The organism is Variovorax gracilis (genome assembly GCF_030317115.1).
GTDB classification, from domain to species: Bacteria; Pseudomonadota; Gammaproteobacteria; order Burkholderiales; family Burkholderiaceae_C; genus Variovorax; species Variovorax gracilis.
Genome location: NZ_JASZYF010000035.1, coordinates 15,743 through 38,127, shown reverse-complemented (window position 1 = coordinate 38,127; position 22,385 = coordinate 15,743). Strand labels below are relative to the sequence as shown.

The window sequence follows — 22,385 nt, the reverse complement described above, 5'->3', positions numbered from 1 at the left end:
CCCCTAGCTGACCTGCTTGCCGCGCCGCTTGGGGGTCGGCTTGGTGGGCGGCGCCTCGACCGCGGTGTCGCCGTGCAGCGCCTTCACCTCGGCCTGCAGCCCTTGGACCTGTTCGCGCAATTCCTTGATCGCCTCGATCAGCAACGGCACCAGGCTGGAGTACGAAATCCCCGCACCGCGTTCGCCGGTGGTCACCGCCTGCGGCACGACCTGCTGCAGCTCCTGCGCGATCAGCCCGAGGCGCTCGCCATCCTGCGCCCGCGCGCCCTCGGCCGCCCACTGGTAGCGCACGCCGCGCAATTGCGCCACCTGTGCGAGCGCGCCGCTGATCGTGTGCACCTCGGTCTTGGCACGCGCATCCGACACCTCGATCACGCTGCGGCAATAGACCTGCAGCCAGGCGCCGGCGTCGGCCGGCGCGTTGCCCCAGGGCACCGTCGTGTTGCGCATGTCGGCGAAGAGGGTCGCGGGATTCAGCGTGCCGACCGTCACCGCGTTGTGGCCATCGCCGCCGAACACGCACTGCTCGTTGTTGGTGCCGTCGACGCGCAGCCAGTGACCGTGCACATGCAGCTTCTCGGTCGGCGCGTCGAGCCCGATACCGACGTTGCCGTCGCCCGCATACGGGTTCATCAAGATGTTGCGCGGCGCACCGGCACCCGGGTTGGTGCTGCGCAGATACAAGTCGTTGGTGTTGCTCTGCAGGTCGACCGCGCCGCCGTCGGCGCGCAGGTCGACGCTGCGCGAGCCGTCGATGCTTTGCAGCCGGATGCGGGTGCCGCGCACGTGCACCTGCGTGTCGGCGGCCGGCACCGCCTGGTTGACGCCGAGCTTGCCGCGCAGGTAGGTGGTGTCGGCATAGGCCGAGAACAGCGGCAGGTTGACGCCCGCGGGTCCGGTCGCGCGGAGTTCGGGCGCGGGCGTGCCGCCGGCCGGCACGCTGGCTTCGAGGAAGACCTTGTCGCGCGATGCAGCGTCGGCGGCGCTGCGCAGCACCAGCCGTCCGCCGTTGCCGCGATCCAGGCTGAAGCCGACGCTGTCTTCATGCACGTCGAGCCCGGTCTGCGGGTTGTCGACGCCGATGCCGACGCGGCCGTCGGTGGCCGGCGTCGGGTTGATGATCACGCAGTTGTTGTTCTGCGCGGCCGGCCCGGTCGAGCGCAGGTACAGGCGATTCGTGTCGGAGCGCAGCTCGACGCCGGGGCCGTCGCTGCGCATCTCGATGCGCTTCGCGCCGGCGCCGTCTTCGAGCCGGATCGCGTCGCCGCGCGCATGCAGCGTGCAGCCCGGGTCGAACATGTTGACGCCGACGCGCCCGCTGCTTAGCACGACCAACTGCGGCGCCTGTCGCCCCGCCGGCGCCGCGGCCAACTCGGGGCCGACGACGAAGCGGTTGTCGGTGCGCGCGTCGCTGCCGATCACCGCGCGCAGCTCGCGCTGTCCGGGCAGGCCGCTGCCGTCGCCGGCGCGAGCAAGATACAGCTCGTTGCCTTCGTTCAGGCCGTCGATGTTGCGCAGCAGCAGCCGGCTGCCGGCGAGCTTGGCGTCGCCCTCGCAGCGCAGGCCGCCTTCGACCCAGACCAGGTCCTGCAGCAGCGTCGCGAGCGGCTGCCCGGCACTGAGCAGATGCGCGAAGCGGTGCGGCGTGGCGGGGTCGTCGCCGCGCGCGCGCAGCACGATCGCTCCGTCGCTGGCTTCGATGTTCTGCACCACGCAGCCGCCGTAGCGGCGGAAGCCGCGGATCGATGCGTCGACATTTGCGCTTGGGACCAGGTAACGGTCGACGAAGTAGCCGAGCACGCCGTTGCCGGCGACCCATCGCACCTGGCCCACCGGCACCAGCCAGCGCGGCGGTTTGTCGCCGGCCGGGAAGGTCTGGTGCGGCACCGATGTGTCGTGCAGCGGCGGCGCCGTGGGGTTGAAGACCTTCAGCGCGTCGAGCGCATCGATGGTCTCGGCGCCGATCACGGTGCGGTCGCGTTGCTCGGCCAGCGGCAGCTCGCCGATCACAAACTCGAAGCCTTCTTCGATCCGCGACGTGCCGTTCTCCAGGTCGCAGACCTCAAAGCCGGGGGCCGGCAAGCGGCCACCGGTTTCGGTGTAGGCCAACCAGACCTTGACGAGGCGACCTACCGGCGCTGCGCCGCCGTCGACCGCCGCGTTGTACGGCAAGGCCGCGAACAGGCTCTCTGCCAGCCGCGTTGGCTGCTGCACGACGAGCTGGCGGCAGAAACCGTCGCGCGCCCAGCCGGGCTGCAGGATCACCTCGCGCCGGTTCGCTGCGCCGGGTGCCGGGTTCTCGATCAAGTTCAGCCCGAGGCCGATGCCCCAGGTGTGCGCGCCCAGCGCCTGGCGCGCCTGCGCGCCGCGCAGGTAGTCGACGACGGCCGACAAGTCGGCCGCCGACAGGTACTGGCCCTCGAAGAAGCGCGGCCGTTGGTCGAATGCGCCCATGTTGGCTGCTCCTTGCTGCTTGCTGGTTCGCTCGCTGCCGGGGGAATCGCGCCGCGTCAGCCGACGGCCGGCGACGGCGTGCCGCCCTGCCCCTTGACGATCTGCAGCGCGCGCAGGATCTCGTCCTGCCGCGCGACCGTCTTCTGCAGCTCGGCGAGCTCGCTGCGCATCGCCTCGACGCCGAGCTTCTTGTCGATGTCTTTCAGGTCGACCTGGTGCACCGCTTCGTTGCCGGCCAGCGGACCGAAGGCGCTGCCGTCGAAGACGCGCGCCGCGAGCGCGGCCCAGGCCGGCGCGGCGGCGCCGCCGACACGCGCCTGCTCGTAGTCGGCCAGCATGTGCTGCAGCAGGTTCGGCGCGGCCATCGCGGCTTCGAAACTGCCGTGTGGCGGGGTGGACGATGGCGGCGCGGCCGCGGCTCCGCGCGCGCGCGTCGTCGCGCCACGGATGCTGGCGGACGGCGGCTGCACGGCGCCGACCGTCGCCGAGCCCGTCGCGCCCGAGCGCCGCGCGCCGACGACCGCGACGCCGAGCATCAGCATCATCAGCGTGTAGGCCGTCGTCTGGCGGCCGGTGCTGCAGCAGATGCGCGCGAAGAAGTCGCGCAGCCCCTGCCACGGCAGCCACGAGAACCAGTACAGGATCGTCGGCCAGGTGATCAGCAGCTTGCGCTCCTGCCAGTTGCAGATGTCGATCACCGGGCAACTCTGCGTGCCCGCGGCGCCCGTGGATGTCACGCCGGTGTTGACGGTGACCACCGCGAGCGGCACGCAGTTGGTGTTGGCCGGCGGCGGGCAGGCCGGCAGCAGCGCCGAACAGAAACACTCGGTCGCGATCTGGATCCAGCTGTCGTCGAGCTGTTGGAAACGCGTCGCCAGCTCGGCCTGGTCGGCGGTGCCGAGCCGGCCGATCGTGCGCGTGCTCGACCACTGCACCGCCGAGTCGTACTGGCCGCGCACGGTGCCTACGAAGCTGCAGTGGTGCAGCGAGAACTCGCTCGCGAACTCCTGCAGCGCCTGTGCGTAGTCGCGGTAGGCGGCGACGCCGGCCGCGTCGAGCTGGCGGCCTTCGGCCAGGCTCGCGCGCAAATCCATCGCCCGCATCACGCAGCACAGCGTGCGCTCCAGCAGGGGGCCGAAGCGGGCGCGGTTCGCGTACAGCCAGGCGATCATGAGGTCGCCGCTGCCGCTGAGCCGCGGGTTGATCGCGCCGGGCACGTTGTCGGTCGGCAGCCCGGTCAGCCCGTTCTGCGGCAACGGCGCCTTGTATGCGGTGAAGCGGAAGCCTTCGCAGACCTGGGTCGGCTCGCACTGCGGCAGCAGGCCGCGGCGCTGGCTGGCCGGCCGGTAGGCACTGGACTTGGCGCCGCAGCTACAGCCGCTGCCTCCGTTTCCGCCGCACCCACACCCGCCGCTGCTCGACGCGCCGCCGCAACTGCAGCCGGACGACGATCCGCCGCAGCGGCAGCCCGGTTTCGCGACGCTGTCGCCGGCGCCGGTCAGCGCGGTGATGCCGCGCGTCGGCCGCTCGTCATAGCAGACCGCGAGCACCCAGCGTTCGACACCCTGCGTGCAGGTCGACGGCGGCGTGCCGTACGGCGGGTCGCAGACCACCGGGTTGGCCGGCCGGCAGCTCTGGATGAGCCGGCAGATGTCGACCGATTGGTCGGCGCACAACACGATATCGTCGCCGCACGGCGACAGCGCATAGCCGGCGCGCACGGTGACCGCGCTGGCGTCGCACGGGCTGCATGCGACCTCTAGCCCGCAGGCCACGCCCCAGCCGACCAGGTAGCGGTTGTGCAGCTTGTTCTTGTCGATCAGGTACTGCTGCAGCCGGTTCAGGTCCTCGTCGCTGAGCAGTTGGCCGGGGAAGAAGCGCGGCCGGCACAGGCACTTGAGCCCGCCGCAGACCGGGCACGGCGGCGCCGGGTCGGCGCAGGGGTCGGCGCGGCCCGGCGCTGGTTGCGAGGTGCGGCCGGCCGTGGAGTTCGCGTAGGCGTAGGAGGTGGCCGCGGCGGCGGTGGCCCGCGATTGGCTGGTGGTGAGAGGCATGTCAGCGCTCCGCGTGATGTGGATGGGAGTTCGGGTCGGGCAGCTCGGCGGCGTCAACCCTGTCTGCCCAGGGCGGCGCCCAGCCACAGCCAGCTTTCGAAGACGCCTCCCTGGATACCGTAGGTGACACCCACGGGGTGGTCGCCGCTGGGAAGTTGCGCGCGCGGGAACTCCGCATCGACGGCGCGCCCTTGCTCGTCGATGAAGAAGTCACCGCGCAACTGGAGCCGGAGGTGGCCCATCCGGCTTGCCACATCCACGGACCTCGGGGAGAAGACAAAGGCCCAGACGTCGGATCGAATGTCGGCAACCTCCTCGATTTGGCCGCTGCCGTCGACCTTTGCCGGCACGACAATGCCGATCGCATCGCACCAGCAGAGTCGGTCGGTCGCCCGGCGGAGCGTTGCGTTGCGCTCGTCGATGTTGTCGTGCGGCGCCATCGCGCTTTGCGGCAGCTGCACGGTGAAAACGTGCGGCGTGAACGTGATCGAGCCGTGATCCAGCGCCCGGACCGGCTTGTCGAAGCGCACCCACAGGCCCGAAAAGTCGCTCCCGGCCTGGCCCAGCAGCCTCGCGGGCGACAGATTGTTGCCGTCCGCATCGTGCTTCCAGCCGATGTCCACGATGCGCGCGAGATCCTCTTCGAGGCCCTGGCCGTCGCAGCCGCGCGGGATCGTCAGCACCAGCGTGCGCACGCCGGCGATGACCTGCAGCGCAGCGGCGCCGGGCACGTTGCAGGGCACGAAAGTCGCCTGCACGGCGTCGATGCCCAGACCATCGTCGCCGTCACAACCGCGCGGGATCTGCAGCACCAGGGTGCTGACGCCCGCTATGACCTGCAGCGCCGCGCTGCCTGGCTGCTCGCAGGGCACGAAGGTTGCCTGCACGGCGTCGATGCCGGTGCCGTCGATGCCATCCTCACCCGCAGGCCCCGCGACACCGCCCTGCATCTGCAAGCACTCCAGCCACGCCTGCAGAGACGCGGTGCTCGCGAGCATACGGCGGCCGAGGCGGTTGTCGATGCGGGCGCGGCGCTGCCCCAAGTCGTCGGCGGCGGCCGGCAGGTCGAGCAGCTCGGCGTTGCTGCGGTAAGTGAGGATCGTCGCGAGCACAACGCAATCGCCGGTGTCGCAGGCCGGGCAGCCATCGAGCTGGTGCCAGACGTGGTCGCCGCAGTCGCCCTCGGCCAGCGCCGCGAAGTCGAGCACCGCCTGTGCGCCGCCGGCCCCGCCTTCGTTGGCGCCCACCAGGACGACCTGCCGCGCGCCGGTGCCGACCGAGCGCGCGGCGCCGGTCAGCGGCGGCTGCGGCGGAACGGCCGCCATCGGCGCCAGCGCGATCGTCTGGGCGTACCAGGCGTTGGACTCGCGTTCGAGCACGTGCAGCCAGACGCCGGCGGTCGCCGGGTCGCCGGTCGCGCCGAGCGCATCGGGCGGGTGCTGCAGGTCGATGCTCGTCAAGGCATTGGTGGTCCGGTCGACGAGGTAGACGCGCCGGTCGGCGCCACTCGCAATCGCAAGCTGCGGCGCGCCCTGGAGGCCGAACGCGGCGAGCGCGACCGGCTGCGCGCCGGCGGGCAGGCCGCCCAGGCTGGTGGGTGCCGTACCGCTGAAGTCGATCAGCTTCACCACCGGCGTCGCGCCGGTCGCGTCGATCGCGCTGGCCTCGCTGCCGTCGGCAGCGACCGTGAACGCACCGAGGTTCACGGCGCTGGGGATCGCCGTGCCGTGCTCGTCGTCGATCACATGCGTCGCGTCGCCGGCAAAGGCAAGCAACTCTCCGCTGGCGCGCACGTGGGCGATCAGCGTGCGCGCTGCGAGGGTACTGCTCGCCAGGCGCACCTCGCTGGCAACCGTGGTGCCCATCAGTTTGCGCAACACGCCGGGCGTGCTCGGGCCGACCTCGCTCACATCCGCGGCGACGAACACACGTACTTCGATCACTCCGGTTCCGTCGCTCGAATCGGTCGCGACGAACACATGATCCCCGTCCTGCGACAGCGCCAGCGCACGTGCCGCCTGCCCCAGCGCCACCCTGCGCCGCGAGCGCCGTGCCGTGTCGATGATCACGAGCCGGCGCGCGTCAGCCGGGTCGATCAGCGCGACTCGGCCGGCGGCGTCGGCGCGCAGGAAGCCGGTCACGCCGTGCAGCTCGGTCGCGACCAGAGCGCCCTGGGCCTGCAGGTCGGTCGCGGCGAGCGGCGGCAGCGGAGGGTCGACACGCACGTCGATCGCGAACGATTCGAGGATGCGGTTCGGCGCGCATTGCGTGTCGTCGCAGCCGCATTCGTCGTACAGCACCGGCACGTCTTCGGTCGGGCAGTCGCGGAAGCGCACGCACAGCTGCAGCGCGTGCAGCAGCGCGTCGGCGGTCAGCCGCTGCACCTCGGCGTTGCCGGCCACGTCGACGATCTCGGGTTGCGCGACCAGGATCTCGTGGCCGCAGCAGTCGAGCGCCGAGCCGGGCTCGACGACGACGTAGCGGCGACGGCAGTCCGGCGACGGATGCTGGTGCACGCGCAGCCCGCATACCGTGCCGGTGCCGTGCAGGCGCAGGTTGTGGTGGCGCATCTTGTCCGAGTGGTACAGCGTCTCGGTCGCGAACTCGGCTGCCCCCATCATCTTGCCGGTGAAGTAGTGGTTGCGCACGAAGGCGTCGAAGCCGCACTCCGCGCAAGTCTCGAAGGCCGAATGTTCCTGTTGGCAGGCCATGGAAATCTCTCCTTCAAACGGTGCTTCAGGCCAGCCCGGCCGGGCCGCCGACGCGCAATCCACCGACCTGCGCAGCGGCAGCCGGGCGCGCCGGCAGCACGGTCGCGCGGCCCAGCCCTTGGTTCTTGTCCGAGCCGTTCAGGCGGACGCCCATCGGTGTGCGGGCAATCACGCTGTCGAGGCCGACCATCGCCTGCACGCCGACGCGAAACCGCGGCTCGACGTAGACCAGTTGCGCCTGCACATGCGCCGGCACCTCGGTGGCGAGCACATGGCGCAGCGCGCGTTCGTCGGCCGGGCGCTCCTTGACGCAGGCTGGCACGAACAGGCTGATGCGGTTGGCGTGCACCAGCAAGGGGTCGCGCAGCGGGTCGGGTGTCGCGATCAACTGGCTCTGGCCGACGCGGGCGCTGCCGAGCGGCGCGGCGCCCGAGATGCCGCCGGCCTGTGAACAATCCGCCAGCGCAGTCGCTGGACCGCCGAGCACGACGCCGCCGCAACCCGTCGGCGCATCCGGCGCGCTGTTGCCGCCGAGCTGCGAGCGGTTGACGATGCGCTGGCCCCACAACACCGAGTCGTCGCCGAGCCGCGCCCGGCCGGCGAACAACCAGCGCCGCAGCTTGAAATGCTCGAGCAGCAGCGCCGGCGGCGCGGCCGGCACCAGTGCCGGGCCAGGGCCGCAGTTCAGCGGCCGCGGCAGGCAACGCGCCTGCGGCCGTTCGGCCGGGCAGCAGGCGGCCGAGCGGTCCAGCCCGAGAAGTAACAGCAACTGGCGTCGCAGGCCTTGCGGCGTGCCGCGCTGCGGGTACAGCGCCGCGGCCTCGTTCAGGTAGCGGCGGCGACGCGCCTCGGGCCAGTCGCGCTCCATCACGAGGCCGATCCAGCTCGCGAGCCAGCCGAGAAAGTCGCTGTGCCCCTTCAAGCCCTCGGCCGGCGCCGACAGCGGCTCGAACAGCGCCGCCTGCGCATCCAGCCGGGCTTCGATCGAGCGCAGGCTGGCGTCGAAGATCGCGGTGAAGCGGTCGGTGAAATCGGCGCTGACCGGCTCGGCGCCGAACACCGCTGGCAGGTAGCGGCGCAGGCTGATGCGCGGGTACTCGACCAGGGCGGCACACAATTGCGGCGTGTCGAAACCGTCGCCGGCCAGGTCCAGCCGCAGCCACAGGTAACGGCCAGGGGTGCTGCGGATCAGCGCATCCCAGCGGCCGTTCGGGTCGATGCCCGTCGCGGTCACCGGCGCGCTCCAGGCGGCGTCGCCGAGCAGCGCGAGCTCGGCGTCGTCGAGCACGATCTCGGCGCTGAACGTGTGCAGCTCGACCTTGCAGCCTGGCGGGACGCAGCCGCGCAACTCGACGCGGTGCCACTGGCAACCGTCGATCGCCGAGTCCAGCGGCTGGCTGCGGTAATTGCCCTGGCGCCGGTACAGCGGCGCGAGCGCCTGCTGCTCGGGTTCGACACACGCACCACGCGCGTCGAACAGCGCGCTGCCGCCGTCGCAGCGGTCGCACGGCAGCCGCAGCCGGCCCAGCGCATCGACGGCCAGCGGCAGCGGCGCGAAGCCGGTCAGTTGAACGCTGCGCAGGTCGATGCGGGTCGGCGTGTTGTTGCCGTCCCAACGCCACAGCTCGGGTGCAGGCGGCTGCACCAGGCCTTGCCACTGCCACAAGGTCGAGGCGCCGGGGCCGGTGCTCGCGACCAGCGCGTCGGCATCGGCGAGCAGCGCATGCAGCCGGTCGCGGTCGTCGATCGCGATGTGCCAGACGCGGCGCGCCGTCGCGAACGAACGCTCCCAGCGGCCGCGTGCATCGAAGCGGTCGATGCGCTGGTTGAGCGCGTCGGCGGCGTGCAGCCGGCCGTGGCCATCGAAGGCCAGCGAGCCCGGCGCCCACGGCCGCGCCAGCGCCGCGCGCTCGGCCGCCGGCAGCCGCAGCTCGCCGCGCGGCAGCCAGCCGCGCAGCCCGAAGCGCAGGATGCGGCCGTGGCCGGCATCGGCGATGAACAGTTCGTCGCCGCAGCGTGCAAGGCCCTGCGCATCGCGCAGTTGGTTCGCCGGCACGCGCTGCGGCGCAGCCGCCACGGCGTTCAGGCACGAATCTTCCGGCGCCGGCCGCGCGGCGCGCACCGTGCAGCGCAGCGGCTTGAAGCCGCAGTCGCAGGCGTCGTAGACCTTCAGTTCGCCGCTGATCGGGTCGAGCATCAAGACCTCGCCGCGCGGTCCGAATGCGACGTTGATGGGCGGGCGCAGCCCACCGAGGCTGCCCGAGGGTTCGGCGGCGCGGCGCTCGGCACTTGGCGCCGGGCTCAGGACGAGCGCGTTGCTCGCAGCCGAGAGCTCGACATCGTCCAGGGCCTGCACACGCCAACCGATGGACGGCTGCGGGCCGATCCAACCCGCCAGCAGCAGCGAATACGGGTCATGCGGCGGCGTCGGCAGGGGCGCGAAGCGACGCGGTGCCAGCGGGCCGTCGGTCACCGCGTTCATGCCTGGGCCTCCGCGGCTTCGCGCAAGGTCAGCGTCTGGATGTCCAGCCCGGTCAGCTGAAGCAGCCCGTTCGCTGCGATCGTCGCGATGGTCACGTCGCGGCATTCGGGGCGCTCGTCGTCGTCGACCGTCAGCACCAGTTGCGGCACGCTGTCGACGCCCGGCACGCCGAACACGCGCTGCACGAGCTTCGAGTAGCGGATCGAACCACCGAACGGCCAGCCGCTGCCGTCGTCACCCCCGGTCAGCGGGTGGAGGTAGGCGGCGAGCGCGGCCTCGACGGCGATCCGCACGGTCGCCGGGCTGGCGTCGTCGCGCACGACGACTTGCGCCGTGATCGCCACCGTCACGTAACGGGGTGCGATCACGAACAGCTCGGTGCCGAGCAGGCGGCGTGCTTCGATGTACTCGCAGACGGTGCGCAACAGCCCTTCGCTGGGCATCGGCGGGGCCGCAACCGTGAGGCCAGTGAAAGCGCCGCCGTCATCGGGCACGACGATCAGCGTGACCGCGCCCGGCACCGGCACGCCGGGAAACTGCGGATGCGCGAGCGGCAGTGCCTTCGCGCGTTTGACGTTGCCGGCCTGCTGCGCGAGCAGCTCGAAGTCATCGGGCGTGACCGCGCGTTCGCGCGAACGCAGGCTCTGGCGGGCGCGCTTCTTCGCGTCGTCGAGCCGCTCCTCGTCGCGCCCGCCGCTCGCGGCGAACAGGTTCTCGACCTTGCCTGCGTCGAGGCCGTCGAGCGGCGACAGCAGCGCGTTGATCGCCTTGGCCGCGACGTTGCCGCGCTGGCCGCCGCCGTAGCGGTAGCGCAGCGCGATCACGTTCGCATCCGGGTTGTTCGGGTTGGCGACGGGAATCGCGCCGTTGTCGCCGTCGCCGGCGATCACGCTGCCGCTGGTCCAGTCGATCTGGAGCTTTTCTTCGTCGCGGCCGGCGCCGAGCAGGTCGTCGCCGACGGCCCAGACCTGCGGTCCGTCGCGGCTGCCGTCGTCGATCTGGATCGTCGCGCTGCCGCGGATCACCGGGGTGTTCTCGAGCTGCCAGCGCTGGATGCGCGAGCCATCGGTGCCGCCGAGCAGCTCGCGCTCGACGGTCTGTGCCTGTTCAACCGGCACGGTGTTCGTGCGCACCGCGAGCAGTTTCGGCGCGCGCTCGTACTGTGCGGTGACGAGCCTTGCACGCAGCCAGAACAGCTTGGGGCGCGCACTGCCGGTGACCGGATCGACCGCGTCGTAGGCGCCGACGAAGTCGCGCACGAAGCCGGCGCCGGCCGACACGCGCAGCAGCACGTGGCCGGCGCGCGTGAAAGCCTGGGTTTCGTCGGAGAGCTGGTCGACCGGTGCCCACAGCGTGCCGGTCCAGGCTTCCCACTGCAGCTTCGCCGGCGCGTTGGCGGCGCTGCCGCACTGGTAGACGCGCGGCACGTTGCCGGGCGGCGCGGCGGTCCAGACCGCGAGGTCGAGCACCAGTGCCGGAAAGCTCAGCTCGTTCGGGTGCCCGGCGGGGAAGCCGAAGCCCAGCACCAGCGCGCCGTCGAGGCGCGGCAACTCGCCGAACGGGAACCAGCCGTCTCGCGCGTCGGTGTTCAGCGACGTGCGGTCGCGGTACTGTGCCGCGTCGAAGGCCTGCACGCTTTGCAGGGTGCAGGTGACCGCGGTCAATGCGCGCGTGCTTTCGAAGACCAGCGGCGTGCCGTCGTCGCTGCTCGCGCCGACCTGGGTGCGCGCCGGCACGCTGACGGTTGCGGCGGTCGTGCCGTCGGCCACCGCGAAACTGACCTCGGCGCTCGCCGGCTGCGCCGGCAGCAGCTCGATGCCGATCAGTTCGAGGAACTTCAGGTAGTTCAACTCCGGCACACGGCCCATGCGGTGCAGCAGCATGTCCGACAGCCAGGCGAACACTTGCGCCAGCGTGATGCCGGGGTCGCTGTCGTTGACATCACTCCAGACCGGCTGCCACTCCGGCGTGTAGCGCGCGATGCGGGCGCGGACCTCGGCGACGATGTCGTCGAAGCGGCGGTCGTCGATCAGCGGGTTGGAGTCGGCGAGTGGCATGTCAACGCCCCTCCGTCACGTAGTACGGATACACCAGGTTGCCGATCGCGTTGGTCGCGCGCACCCGGTAGTTGATGCGGATCAGCAGCAGGTTCGGCGCCTCGGCGGTGTTCTCGGCGTGCACGTCGAGCACGTCGATGCGCGGCTCGTAGGCCGTCAGCGCCTGGCGCACCAGGTGCACCGTCAGCGCGATCGTGCGCGAGTCGTTCGGCGCGAACAGCAGCTCGTGGATACCGCAGCCGAACTTCGGCAGCATCGGCCGCTCGCCCGGCGCTGTCGAGAGGATCAGCATGATCGCCTCTTCGATACGCTGCTCGTAACGCGCCTGCGCAATGCGCCCGCCCGGCGTGACCTGCAACGGAAAGCGCCAGCCGATGCCGAGAAACTCGCGGTTGGGGGTCGTCGTGCCGTCCATCGCCATGTCCTTCTCAGACCAGGTCCTGCTTGACGGCGCCACCGGCCGGCAGGTAGCGGATGTGCTCGGCTTCGAGGTCGCCCTGCACGATGACCTTGCGGCCGGGCGCCGGGCGCAGCTCGATGTCGCCGGCGGCGTTCAGCAGCACGCGCGCGAGGGCGTGGCCGGCGCCATCGCACTTCGCGATCTCCAGTTCCGGCCCGCTCGCGCGCAGCTCGATGAAGCCGGTCGCGACCAGCCCCGCGTTCTTGAGCTGGATGCGCACCAGCGTGCAGTCGTCGGCGGTTTCGGTGTCGAATCCGATCGTGAAGCGCTGGTTCTCGCTCGCCGAGATGAAGCTCAGGTCGGCGGACGGCGCGCTCAGCCCTTCGGCAACCGCGCCGGCATGGCTGAACTGCGCGAACGCACGCAGCCGGTAGACCGGCGCGCCGTTGACGGCCTTCGCATAGCGCAGCGCGCCTGCCTTGTCCTTCTGCCCCGCGGCGACGAGCACGCCCTGCCACGGCTGCGAATCCCCCTCCTTAAACGCGAGCGCGAGCGGCGTCAGCACAGCGAGCGTTGCAAGGTCGGTAACCGCCGGCTTCCACGCCTGCTCGGTCTCGTTCCAGATCTCCTCGCTGCCGCCCGGCGTCGCGGTGCGGTAGACGAAGGCGCCGATCTTCTTCAGCTCGGCCTGCGTCGCGCCTTGGTCGTCGGCATGGGTCAGCGCGCCGAGCTTGACGTTGACCGGCTTCTCGAGCTTCGCAGTCGGGCCGGCCGGCTCGTACTGCAGCAGCGGGGCGGGGACGGTCAGGACGGTCATTGTCGGCGCCTCAGAGCAGGTTGCCGATGCCCGGCGTATGCAACGGGCTGACGACGGCGTTGGTCACCAGCGTAGAGCACTGCAATACGCCGGTGAAACTCGCGAAGCCGCCGTTGACGGTCAGCACCGGCGCGTTGATCGTCAGCGCCGCGGCCGCCGTCACGGTCGCGCTGGTGCAGGTGATGTTCGCGAGGCTCGCGGTCGTCAGGCTGACGCCGCTGGTGTCGATCGTCACTGTGGTCGTGCCGCCGACGCTGATCGCCAGCGACGGCACCGGCGTCGCGTTCATCGTGATCGTGACGCCGACGCCCGTGCCGGCCTGCAGCTTAACCAGCGTGCCGGCCGGGTTGTCATCCATCAGGACCTGGTTGCTTCCTGACTTGACCTCGATCTTGCCGAGGCCGGGCTGGTCGTCCAGGGTCACCGAGCGGTTGCCGTCGGACTTCAGGATCACCTTCTTCGCGCCGTCCTTGTCCTCGAAGCGCAGCTGATGGCCGCCGGGCGTCTTGATCACGCGCATTTCCGGTTCGGTCTCGGGCGAACGCTGCTCGCCGTTCCACAGATAACCGACCACATAGGGATGGTCGAAATCGTTGTTGCCATGGATCACCAGCACTTCGTCGCCAACCTCCGGCATGAACAACATCCCGCGGCTTTTTCCGGCCAGCGCCGCGGCGACGTAAGCCCATGGCGATTCGAGGCCATCTTCGATCTGCACGTACTCGACACGCACGCGGCCCTGGCTCGCGTCCACTTCGCGAACGACGGCGGCGATGGCTCCGCCTTGGTTCATCTGGATTGCTCCGTCGACGCGGCGCCCGGCAAAAGCGGCGGTGGTGGCAATGGCTTCTCGCGATGCGCCGTGAACTTCGTCGTGTAGCCGCTGTCGTTGAAGGTGTGCGTGGTCTTGGCGACGGCGTAGATGCCGCTGAAGCGCTCGCCAACGCCGTGGATCTGCACCATCTGGCCGGCCCGCAGGTCCGGCAACCCGACTGTCGTGCCGGTCGCTTCGACCAGTTTCTGCAGCCGCTCGGTCAGCTTGCCGGCGGCGCTGCGTTCGGCCTGGGCGAGCGTGAACTGCGGCTCCTTCACCTCGACGTGCTCACGCTCGCGGCAGCTGTCCAGCGGCAGCCCGAGCGTGTCGCGCTTCTGCACGAGTTCCAGGAGGTCGACGTTGGTCGTGATGCCGAACCGCTTCCGGTCCGCGTCGCTGATTGTGACCTTCGGCCGGATGGCCTGGTTGGTCTCGCGGTTCCAGCTGCGGATCTCGACCGCCGAGACGAAATTGGCGGTCGACAGCTTCGGCGTGAAGTCGATCAGCGAGACGCCCCACTTCAACTGGTACTGCACATCGGGCACGCCGGGGTGCAGGTCGTCGGGCGGGCCGAAGTACAGCACCTCGCGCACCGCGTTGCGGCCGACCGGCTCCAGGTCCACATAGACCACGTAACCGAGCTTGCGTGCTTCGATCAGCAGGAAGTCGATGTCGTACTGGTTGTCTTGCGTCACCGAATCGAGCACCGGCTCGCGGCGCAAGGCGCGTTCGCTAATGCGCACCGGCAGCGGGAAGTGGCAGCCGCCTTCGTTGCGGCGCGTGCCGATGTCCTGCGCGATCAGGCTCATCTTGACCCGCGCCCGCGGCAGGCGCCGGTTCGGCCAGCGGTCCTGATGCTGGCGGCTGCGCAGCTGGTGGAGCGCGTTCAACACCCGCACCGTCAGCGTCGGCGCGCCGCTGGCCGGGAACGACGGCTCCAGGCTGACCGTCGTGCCGCGCATCATCGTCAGCAGTTCCGAGCCGTAGCCCAGCTTCAACTCGAACTCGGCGGCGCCGGGGTTGAAGAGCTGCTGCGTCGCGTTGTCGCCGAGCACCTTCTTCTCGGCACCGGTGTACTTGAACTCGCGCGTCTCGGGGTCCCAGTTGTTGACGGTGATGTCGAAACTGTCTATCTCGGTCGTCGAGTCGTTGTAGGTCACCTGCAGCACGTCGCGCACGACGCCGCCAGCCAGGTCGCGGCCGCTCGCGCTGATCTCGAAGCGCGGCACATAGAAGTCGCCGAAGCCTTCAGCGGCTTTCTTGAGCGTGACTTGTTGAGTCATGGCGTCACGGATTCAGACGCGGCACGCGCAGAAAGCGCCCGCTGCTCAGGCGCCGCGCATCATCGATGCCGTTGGCGTTGGCCACCTCGCGCCACAACGCCGGCTGGTCGTAGTACTGCGTCGAGACCGACGCGAGCGAATCGCCCTGCTGCAGCACGTGCACGTGGGTGCGGTCGGGCGAGCTGAGCTGCAGGTGGTTGAGCTGCTCGGTCAAGGTCTTGTACTCGCGCAGCGTGATCGTCAGCGTCGCGCGCAGCGGCACGCCCTCGGGAGAGAACAGCGTGAACTTCTGCTTCACGCTCTCCATCACGCAGCGCAGCCCGTTGCGCCGCTGGCCGCCGAGCGGTGCACCGATCGCCGACATGGCGGACGCCGCTGCGGCACCGGCAGCGCCCAGGGCCGCTCCGGCCGCGCTCGCGACGGCCTCGGCCGCACCGCCGATCGCCCGCGTGACCGCCGAGGCGCCCGCGCCCGGCGCGCCGCCGATCGAGCTGCCGGGGAATTGGTCGGCCCAGATGAAGGTCAGCAGCGGCGGCGCGTGGCGCTTCGGTTCGATCTTGATCAGTTGGTAGATCTTGTCGGTCTCAGTCGTCACGCTGGTCGCACCGGCGCCCATGCCGAGATCGGTGGTGTCGAAGAACAACTCCATCGAGAGCTTCTCGGTCTGGCCGCGCACGAACTGCTGCAGCGGCGAGTCCAGCCCCGGGACATCGATCTCGCCGAACTGCGCCTGCTTGTCGAGCGAGTACTCGGTCGGGTTGTACTGGACCTCGATGTCCTCGGGCTTGCGCCCGTACCAGTCGACCCGGATCAACGCCTTCTTCAGTTGAGTCATGACGACCGCTCCCCGTCATGCCCCGGCGATCGTGACGAGGCGACCCGTGTATCGCGCTCGCGGCTGCGCTGTTCGTCATTGCTGCGCCGCAACTCGGCGACCACCGCGGCGACGATGCGGCTCATTTGCATCGGCGTCAGCACATCGCCGTCGACCATGCTCATGGTCACGGACGCTTGCTGGACATGTACGCTGTTCACAGGTTCAACCCCCCGCTGATGCCGCCGACAGCCGCGCTGGCGAGCGCGCTGCCGGCGCCGACGAACGGCACCTGCCACAAGCCTTCGTGGGCGATCTCGATCGACTCGATCGCGACACTGTTCTGCGTTGCGTTCAGCGCCGGCCCGCTGTACTTGAGCGGCAGCCCGCGACGGAAGTACCAGATGTTGTTCGGCAGGTGCTGCTCCGTGAGCAGCACGACGATGCCGTCGCGGCGCTTGCCCTTGCCGACCACGAAGCCGTAGTGCCAGTCCCACAGCGCGCTCGACGTGCCCTGGCCCTTCTTCAAGGTCAGGTTGCCGAACGAGACGCGGCCCGGGAACTTGAGCACCGCGCCGTTGTTGCCGCCTTCGTTGTAGTCCTCAGTCTTCATGCTCATCTCGAGGCCGCTGCATTCGGAAAAGCCGCCGAGCGCAACGTCGGCCACCGCCGACATCAATGCGCTGCCGACGATCGCGAGCGCGCTGCTGGTGTCGATGAGGCTGATCACGAAGTTGTGGTTCAGCACCGGGTCGGCACGCAGCGCCGCGGCGGCACCGTCGGCACCAGCCGTTCGCAACACGTCGGGCAGCAGGGCCATGGTCGTTTCAGGCCGCCGCCTGCACCGGGTTGGATTCGTGGATCGCGAAGCCGTTGGCGTCGCGGCCGATGCGCAGCACGATGAACTCGAACGGCACGGTCGGCGCAATGCCGATGTCGATGTGGAGTTCGCCGCGGCTGCGCGAGTCCGACGGGTTGTTGCCATCGTCGCAGCGCACGAAGAACGCTTCGGCCGCGGTCGCGCCGACCATCGCGCCGCGCTCGAACAGCGACTGCAGGAACGAGCCGATCACGAGCGCGAGCTTGGCGCGCGTGCGCCAGTCGTTGGGCTCGAACACCGCCCACTGGATCGCGGCGTCGATCGCCTTCTCGATCATGCACATCAGCCGGCGCACGTTGACGAAGCGCCAGTCGGTGTCGGACGACAGCGTGCGCGCGCCGAGCACGCGGAGCCCGCGGCCGGCGTCGGCACGCAGCACGTTGACGCCGAGCGTGTTCAGCAGGCCGTGGCGTTCGTCGTCGATCGCCATCGTGAATTCCTGCACCCATTGCAGCGGCGCGTTGGCCGGCGCCGCGTGCACGCCGCGCCGCAGGTCGGTCGCAGCGATCAGCCCCGCCACATGGCCGCACGGCGGGATCTCGCGCAAGGTGCCACGCGGGCGGCCACCGGCACGCGCGCGCAGCGGGTCGACGACGCGCGGCCACGGCGCATACAACGCGCCGAACATCGATTCGAAACGCTGGCGCCAGGCGCGCAGCCCGGCGGTAGACGCGAGCGGCGCAGCGCAGGTGTCGAACGGCGCGTCGAGCAGCGCGAAACGGTCGTGGTGGCGCTCGCAATGCTCCAGCTGCGCGGCCTGCACGCGGGCGATCGCGTCGAGCCCGAAACGCGGCGGCAGCTCGGCGATGCCCATGGACGTCGGCGGCACCGGTGCCGGCGCGTTCGGCAGGCAGGCATCGGGGTTGCAGCGCGGCGGCGGCAGCGTGGCCGCCGGCTCGCGCGGCTGGATCTGGATGTCGGGCACCGCGACGACGCCGATCTCGTCGACCGGGTCGAGCGCCGCAAGGCCGCGGCGCGCGTCGGCTTGCAACAGGTCGCTGTCGAAGGGCGTGAGGGGCCGGCCGATGAAGTCGGCTTCGGCCAGCGTCGCCAGCCCGTCGGCGCCACCGGTCAGCACCAGCAGGTCACGCTGGATCGCCGGCAGGTTCAAGTGGGCGCGGTCCGCAGCGTCGCGCAGCTCGCGCACGACCAGCGCGCCGGGTGCCGCGCCGCTGCGGTTGCGGCCGACACGAAAATGCTGGATCGCGGTCTGCGAACTCGCACCGGGCGGGTCGCTGTCCGGCACGCGCCGGTCGATGATCTGCCACGGCTGCTTCAGCAGTGCAGGCGCATAACGCGGATGTTCGGGCACCAGCGACAACTCGTCGATCAGCGCCAGCAGCACGCCGGCGTTGAAGACCTCGATGCTCCAGGCCAGCGTTTCGATGCGCAGCGGCTGGTCGATCGCCAGCCCCGTCGGCGCACGATCCAATTCGAGCACGCCGGCCGTCGGGTCGATGCCGCGCACGATCGCGCGTTGCGGCGCCGCGCCAGGCTGCTGCAGCTCGATCAGCCCCTGCTGCGCAAAGCCTGCGGCCATGCCGACGATGACGCGCTGCGGTGCCGCCGGGTCGAGCCGCGCGCGCCGCTGGGTGCGGCGCAATTCGGTCACGCGGATGCTGAGCGCATCGCCCCAGGTGCCGGGGCTGGACGCTTCGATGCGCCACAGCGGCTGCGGCGCGACCTGGTTGTCGAGCAGCGTGACGCTGGCCGCGCTCGCCGCCGGCGATGCCACGCGCACGCCCCAGAGCCTCCGCCCGCCGTTCTCGAAGAACGCACGCGCGGTATAGGCCAGGTAGCCGTTTGCGATCGTGTCGCCGAACCAGGCCTGGAACTGCCGGTACGACTCGACCGGCACCGCCAGGTGCAACGGCCCGCGATCGGCGATGCCGACGAAGCCCGCGATGTCGGTGCGCAGCGCACTGACGCCGCCGCTGTTCGCGTCGGCGCGCTCGCTGTAGACACCCGGGGTTTCGAAGATACGCATGGTGATGGAGGCAGCGGTGGCTCAGGTTTCGAGCGTCAGACCCTCGTGCACCAGTTCCAGCGACTCCATCGCGACGTCGTTGCTGGAGGCTTTCAGCGCCGGCCCTTCGATCTTGTTGATCCAGGCGTTCTCGGCGTTCCAGCGCAACACCGGCTCGCGCCGTTCGTTCATCAGCACGATGGTCACGTTGCGGCGGTCGGCGACGCCGTTGAAGATGTTCGTGTACCACTGCCACAGCGACTTGTCGGCGGTGTAGCCGCGCTTCAGCGTGATGTTGCTGAACTTGCGCATCGCCACGAGCTTGCGCACGTTGGGCTGCACGTCGGTGCCCTCGCGGTAGTCGACCGAGTCGCCTTCGGCGGTCAGCCCGCCGACTTCGGAAAACGCGCCCTTGGGCACGCCGTCGATCTCGAGCACGAAGTTGTAGGCGCGGTAGGGGTCGGTGCGTTGGTCGGTGGCCATGTTGCTGCTCCTTGATCAGTCGTCTGCGTGCGCGGTCCACAGGCCGATGCGCACGATCACGAACTCGGCCGGCTTGACCGGGGCGACGCCGACCAGGCAGATCAACCGGCCCTGGTCGATATCGGTCTGCGTCATCGTCGTGCGGTCGCACTTGACGAAGTACGCCTCCTCGGGCTTCGTGCCTTCGAGCGCGCCGTTGCGCCAGACCAGCGTCAGGAAGTTGCTGATCGAGCGCCGCACGCGCGCCCACAGCGGCTCGGCATTGGGCTCGAACACGACCCACTGCAAACCGCGATCGATCGACGCCTCGATGAAGATCAACAGGCGCCGCACGTTCACGTACTTCCAGTCCGAGTCGCTGGTGATCACGCGACCGCCGTAGACGCGGATGCCACGGTTGTTGGGCCGGAAGTCGCGGATCACGTTGATGTTCAGCGGGTACGGGTTCAGGATGTCGTGCTGCTCCTTGTTGAGCACCCGCTGCAGCCCGATCACGCCGCGCACCACCTCGTTGGCCGGTGCCTTGTGCACGCCGCGGTCGATGTCGGTGCGCGCGTACACGCCGAGCATGTGGCCCGATGGCGGCACCGGGTACTCCGGCACCGTGCCGACCGACTGCGGATACGGGTCGGGGATCAACAGCCACGGGTGGTACAGCGCCGCGTACTTGGTGTCGAACTGCTGGCGCTGGGCCTGGATGTCGGCGAGCGAGTCGGTCGGCGGCGGGCTGCCGTCGAGCACGGCGAAGCGGTAGCGCATCAGCTCGCAGTGATTGATGAGCGCGGCCTGTATCGACACCGAAGTCCGCCCCGGTGCGCTGACCACGCTGATCTCCTCGATGTTGCGCAGGGTCTGCAAGCCGGTGCGCCGTTCGGGCTCGGGATCGTCGGTGCCGATGTAGTCGGTATCGCCGAAAGGCGCTGCCAGCGCGTCGTCGCCGTGCGCGATCGGCAGGAGTACCAATCGCCGCGGCACGCCGGGCCGGGTCTCGTAGGTGGCAACGGGTGTCGGGCGTACTCCGAACCCGGGTGTGCCGTCGGGACGGATGTACAGACCGGGCGCCAGATCGAGCACGCGAATGTAGCCCGAGTCACCGCGCGAACGACGGTCTTCGCGGCGCAGCGGTCGGCCCATGGCGTCGAGCGTGACCGCGGGGTTGCCCATGTCCCAGGTCGCGCCGATGACGCTCTGGAAGTAGCGGCTGTGGCGCGGATCGATCGACAGGTTGGCAAACACCTCGCGGTCGATCGCCTGGTTGTTACGCTGCGGGTTGGTCGCATCGGGCTGGCGCAGCAGCTCGACAACGAAGCGGTATTCGCGCGAACGCGCCGCGTCGCCCACGGCCGATGCACCGGGCAGCGGGAACGCCGGCTCCAAGTTTATCAGGTAGTCGTTCTGGCGGTCGATCGCCGCCACCTTGACGCGGGTTTCGACGCCGCCCGCGTCGACGACCGTCAGTTCGGTGCCGGTTTCGATGCCGGCGGCCGAATCCAGCCGCAGCGAGGTCGCGCTGGCGATCTGGCGCACGTGCGTGTTCAGCAGGCTATCGGTCTGCACTTCCATCGCGGCCCGCAGCCGGTTGCCCCAGACACCGGCGTCGAGCGCACGCAGCACCAGCATCGGCGCGCGCACGACCAGCGCCGCACCCGCCGCCTGCGCCAGGGTCAGGGGTTGGTCCAACGACACCAATTGGGGCGTGAGCGCGGTCGGCGTCGCGGCCACTTCGTGGTAGCTGATGCCACCGGCAGGCGTGCTCACGCGCAGGATGTCGGCCGCCGCCAGTGCCGTCGGCGGTGCGGCGACCAGCGCAAGGCTGCCCACCGCAGTGTTGGCCGCGGCCACCAAGGTCTGGGTCACGCCGGTCGGTGGCCCGACGCGGCGAACCACACCCACCGCGGCAGCATGCGCACGCCGCAATCCGGCGCCCAGCACGACATTGCCGGCGTTGAGCCCCGGCAACGGCGCAGGCAGCCCGACCACTGCCAAACGTTCCAGATCGACGCCCACGCCGATCTGCAGCACGTCGCCGACGAGGAGTGCGCTGCGGTCCGACACCCGCACGACGCTGGCGCCGAGCGCCGCGTCGGCCGCCAGATCGAAAGCCGGGCCGGCGGCCGGCAGGGACACCTGCTCGATCCGGCTGCCGGCCGGGTAGTCGGCATATGCGGCCTGGGTCAGCGTAATGCGCGAGAGCACGCCGATGCGGCGGACTTCGACGTGCGCCGGGTTGGCATCATCGAAGCGCACGAGGGCGGTGGTGAAACCGACCGTAGTTTGCAGGCGCAGCATCGAGGCGTCCGGCATGCCGGCCGACGCCAGCTGGGTCTGCGCGGCGGGCGGGCCCGGCGGCGCCAGGCGGACTACCGGCACGCCGGCAGCATGGTCGCGCTGCAGCGGCGCAAGCAGCGTGATGGTGTTGCCCGCCACCAGGCCGCCGACGAAGGCGAACTCCTGCGTGCCGGCGCTGCCGATGGACAGCAGATCGCCGGCGATCAACGCGTTGGTCGGCGGCGCCGCGCTGACGGCGTCCAGACCACTGGCGCCGGCCGCGGCGGGCGCCGCTAAGGTCGAGCTGTAGTCGTTGGGCGCCACATCGGCCGCCGGCGCCGCGATCGCTTGCACGCTGTTGGGCACGCCGGCGGCATGGCCATAAGCGAGCGGCAAGTCGAGCGCCAGCACGTTGCCGGGGGCCAGTGCACCGAGGATGCCACGGAACTCGGCGCCAACGCCGCTGCCGATCTGGACCGTGGCGGGCGCCGCCAGCCCGGTGCTGTCGACGACCAGCACCGTGCCGTCACCCGGCGCGGCGCCGAACGCTAGCTGTGTCGCTACCGGCGCCACCGGGTCTTCACTCAGCAACCGCAGTTCCGCCGGCGCCGCCGCTGGCGACAACACGCGCGTCACGTACACGCGCTTGCCGCCGTTGGTGAAAAAGCCGTCGACGGCGTGCGGCATAAAACAGTGCTCGCCGTACAGGCCCGGGTTCAGCCCATCGCCGAACCAGCGCCGGTACTCGCCATAACTGGTGACCAGGATGGGCATGGCGACGGGCCCACGCTCGGTGACGCCGACCATGCCGCAGGTGCTGGTGCTGACGCCTTCAATCGGCTTCGATCCGGTGTCGACTTCCTCCACATAGACCGCTGGGGCTAGATACTCGGGCATCGCGG

At 70.3% G+C, this 22,385-nt stretch carries 15 protein-coding genes; all 15 read right to left on the bottom strand.

What is annotated here, in order from left to right:
• Positions 1-3: 3 nt before the first annotated feature.
• Genes QTH97_RS32265 through QTH97_RS32195 form a run of 15 tightly spaced genes read right to left on the bottom strand, consistent with a single transcriptional unit; the run spans position 4 to position 22,380 of the window.
• Positions 4-2,454, bottom strand: coding sequence for a tail fiber domain-containing protein (locus QTH97_RS32265; protein ID WP_286572671.1), 2,451 nt, complete (start codon positions 2,452-2,454; stop codon positions 4-6).
• A gap of 56 nt (positions 2,455-2,510) precedes the next feature.
• Positions 2,511-4,508: a hypothetical protein gene (locus QTH97_RS32260; RefSeq protein ID WP_286572670.1), complete on the bottom strand. Its 1,998-nt coding sequence runs from the start codon at positions 4,506-4,508 to the stop codon at positions 2,511-2,513.
• A gap of 53 nt (positions 4,509-4,561) precedes the next feature.
• The gene (locus tag QTH97_RS32255; protein WP_286572669.1) at positions 4,562-7,219 is read right to left on the bottom strand and encodes a hypothetical protein; all 2,658 of its coding nucleotides are present in this window, start codon (positions 7,217-7,219) and stop codon (positions 4,562-4,564) included.
• A 25-nt stretch (positions 7,220-7,244) separates the two neighbouring features.
• Positions 7,245-9,701 carry a phage tail protein gene (locus QTH97_RS32250; RefSeq protein ID WP_286572668.1) on the bottom strand — a complete coding sequence of 819 codons (2,457 nt, stop codon included), beginning with the start codon at positions 9,699-9,701 and terminating at the stop codon, positions 7,245-7,247.
• Complete coding sequence (locus tag QTH97_RS32245; protein ID WP_286572667.1) at positions 9,698-11,758, bottom strand: putative baseplate assembly protein; 2,061 nt, start codon at positions 11,756-11,758, stop codon at positions 9,698-9,700. The genes QTH97_RS32250 and QTH97_RS32245 overlap by 4 nt, the downstream gene beginning before the upstream one ends.
• A gap of 1 nt (position 11,759) precedes the next feature.
• Positions 11,760-12,173, bottom strand: coding sequence for a GPW/gp25 family protein (locus QTH97_RS32240; protein WP_286572666.1), 414 nt, complete (start codon positions 12,171-12,173; stop codon positions 11,760-11,762).
• Between the two features lie 13 nt (positions 12,174-12,186).
• Positions 12,187-12,975 carry a hypothetical protein gene (locus QTH97_RS32235; protein WP_286572665.1) on the bottom strand — a complete coding sequence of 263 codons (789 nt, stop codon included), beginning with the start codon at positions 12,973-12,975 and terminating at the stop codon, positions 12,187-12,189.
• Positions 12,976-12,985: 10 nt separating this feature from the next.
• Positions 12,986-13,768, bottom strand: a complete 783-nt coding sequence (locus tag QTH97_RS32230; RefSeq protein ID WP_286572664.1) for a phage baseplate assembly protein V — start codon at positions 13,766-13,768, stop codon at positions 12,986-12,988.
• On the bottom strand, positions 13,765-15,072 hold the full coding sequence (locus QTH97_RS32225; RefSeq protein ID WP_286572663.1) for a phage late control D family protein: 1,308 nt from the start codon (positions 15,070-15,072) through the stop codon (positions 13,765-13,767). The genes QTH97_RS32230 and QTH97_RS32225 overlap by 4 nt, the downstream gene beginning before the upstream one ends.
• 4 nt (positions 15,073-15,076) lie before the next feature.
• The gene (locus QTH97_RS32220) at positions 15,077-15,907 is read right to left on the bottom strand and encodes a CIS tube protein (RefSeq protein WP_286572662.1); all 831 of its coding nucleotides are present in this window, start codon (positions 15,905-15,907) and stop codon (positions 15,077-15,079) included.
• Positions 15,904-16,071, bottom strand: coding sequence for a hypothetical protein (locus tag QTH97_RS32215; protein WP_286572661.1), 168 nt, complete (start codon positions 16,069-16,071; stop codon positions 15,904-15,906). The genes QTH97_RS32220 and QTH97_RS32215 overlap by 4 nt, the downstream gene beginning before the upstream one ends.
• A 32-nt stretch (positions 16,072-16,103) precedes the next feature.
• The gene (locus QTH97_RS32210; protein WP_286572660.1) at positions 16,104-16,706 is read right to left on the bottom strand and encodes a phage tail protein; all 603 of its coding nucleotides are present in this window, start codon (positions 16,704-16,706) and stop codon (positions 16,104-16,106) included.
• 7 nt (positions 16,707-16,713) lie between these two features.
• The gene (locus tag QTH97_RS32205) at positions 16,714-18,753 is read right to left on the bottom strand and encodes a phage tail sheath family protein (RefSeq protein WP_286572659.1); all 2,040 of its coding nucleotides are present in this window, start codon (positions 18,751-18,753) and stop codon (positions 16,714-16,716) included.
• Positions 18,754-18,774: 21 nt separating this feature from the next.
• The gene (locus QTH97_RS32200; protein WP_286572658.1) at positions 18,775-19,215 is read right to left on the bottom strand and encodes a phage tail protein; all 441 of its coding nucleotides are present in this window, start codon (positions 19,213-19,215) and stop codon (positions 18,775-18,777) included.
• A 15-nt stretch (positions 19,216-19,230) separates the two neighbouring features.
• Positions 19,231-22,380: a phage tail sheath family protein gene (locus QTH97_RS32195; protein ID WP_286572657.1), complete on the bottom strand. Its 3,150-nt coding sequence runs from the start codon at positions 22,378-22,380 to the stop codon at positions 19,231-19,233.
• Between the last annotated feature and the right edge of the window lie 5 nt (positions 22,381-22,385).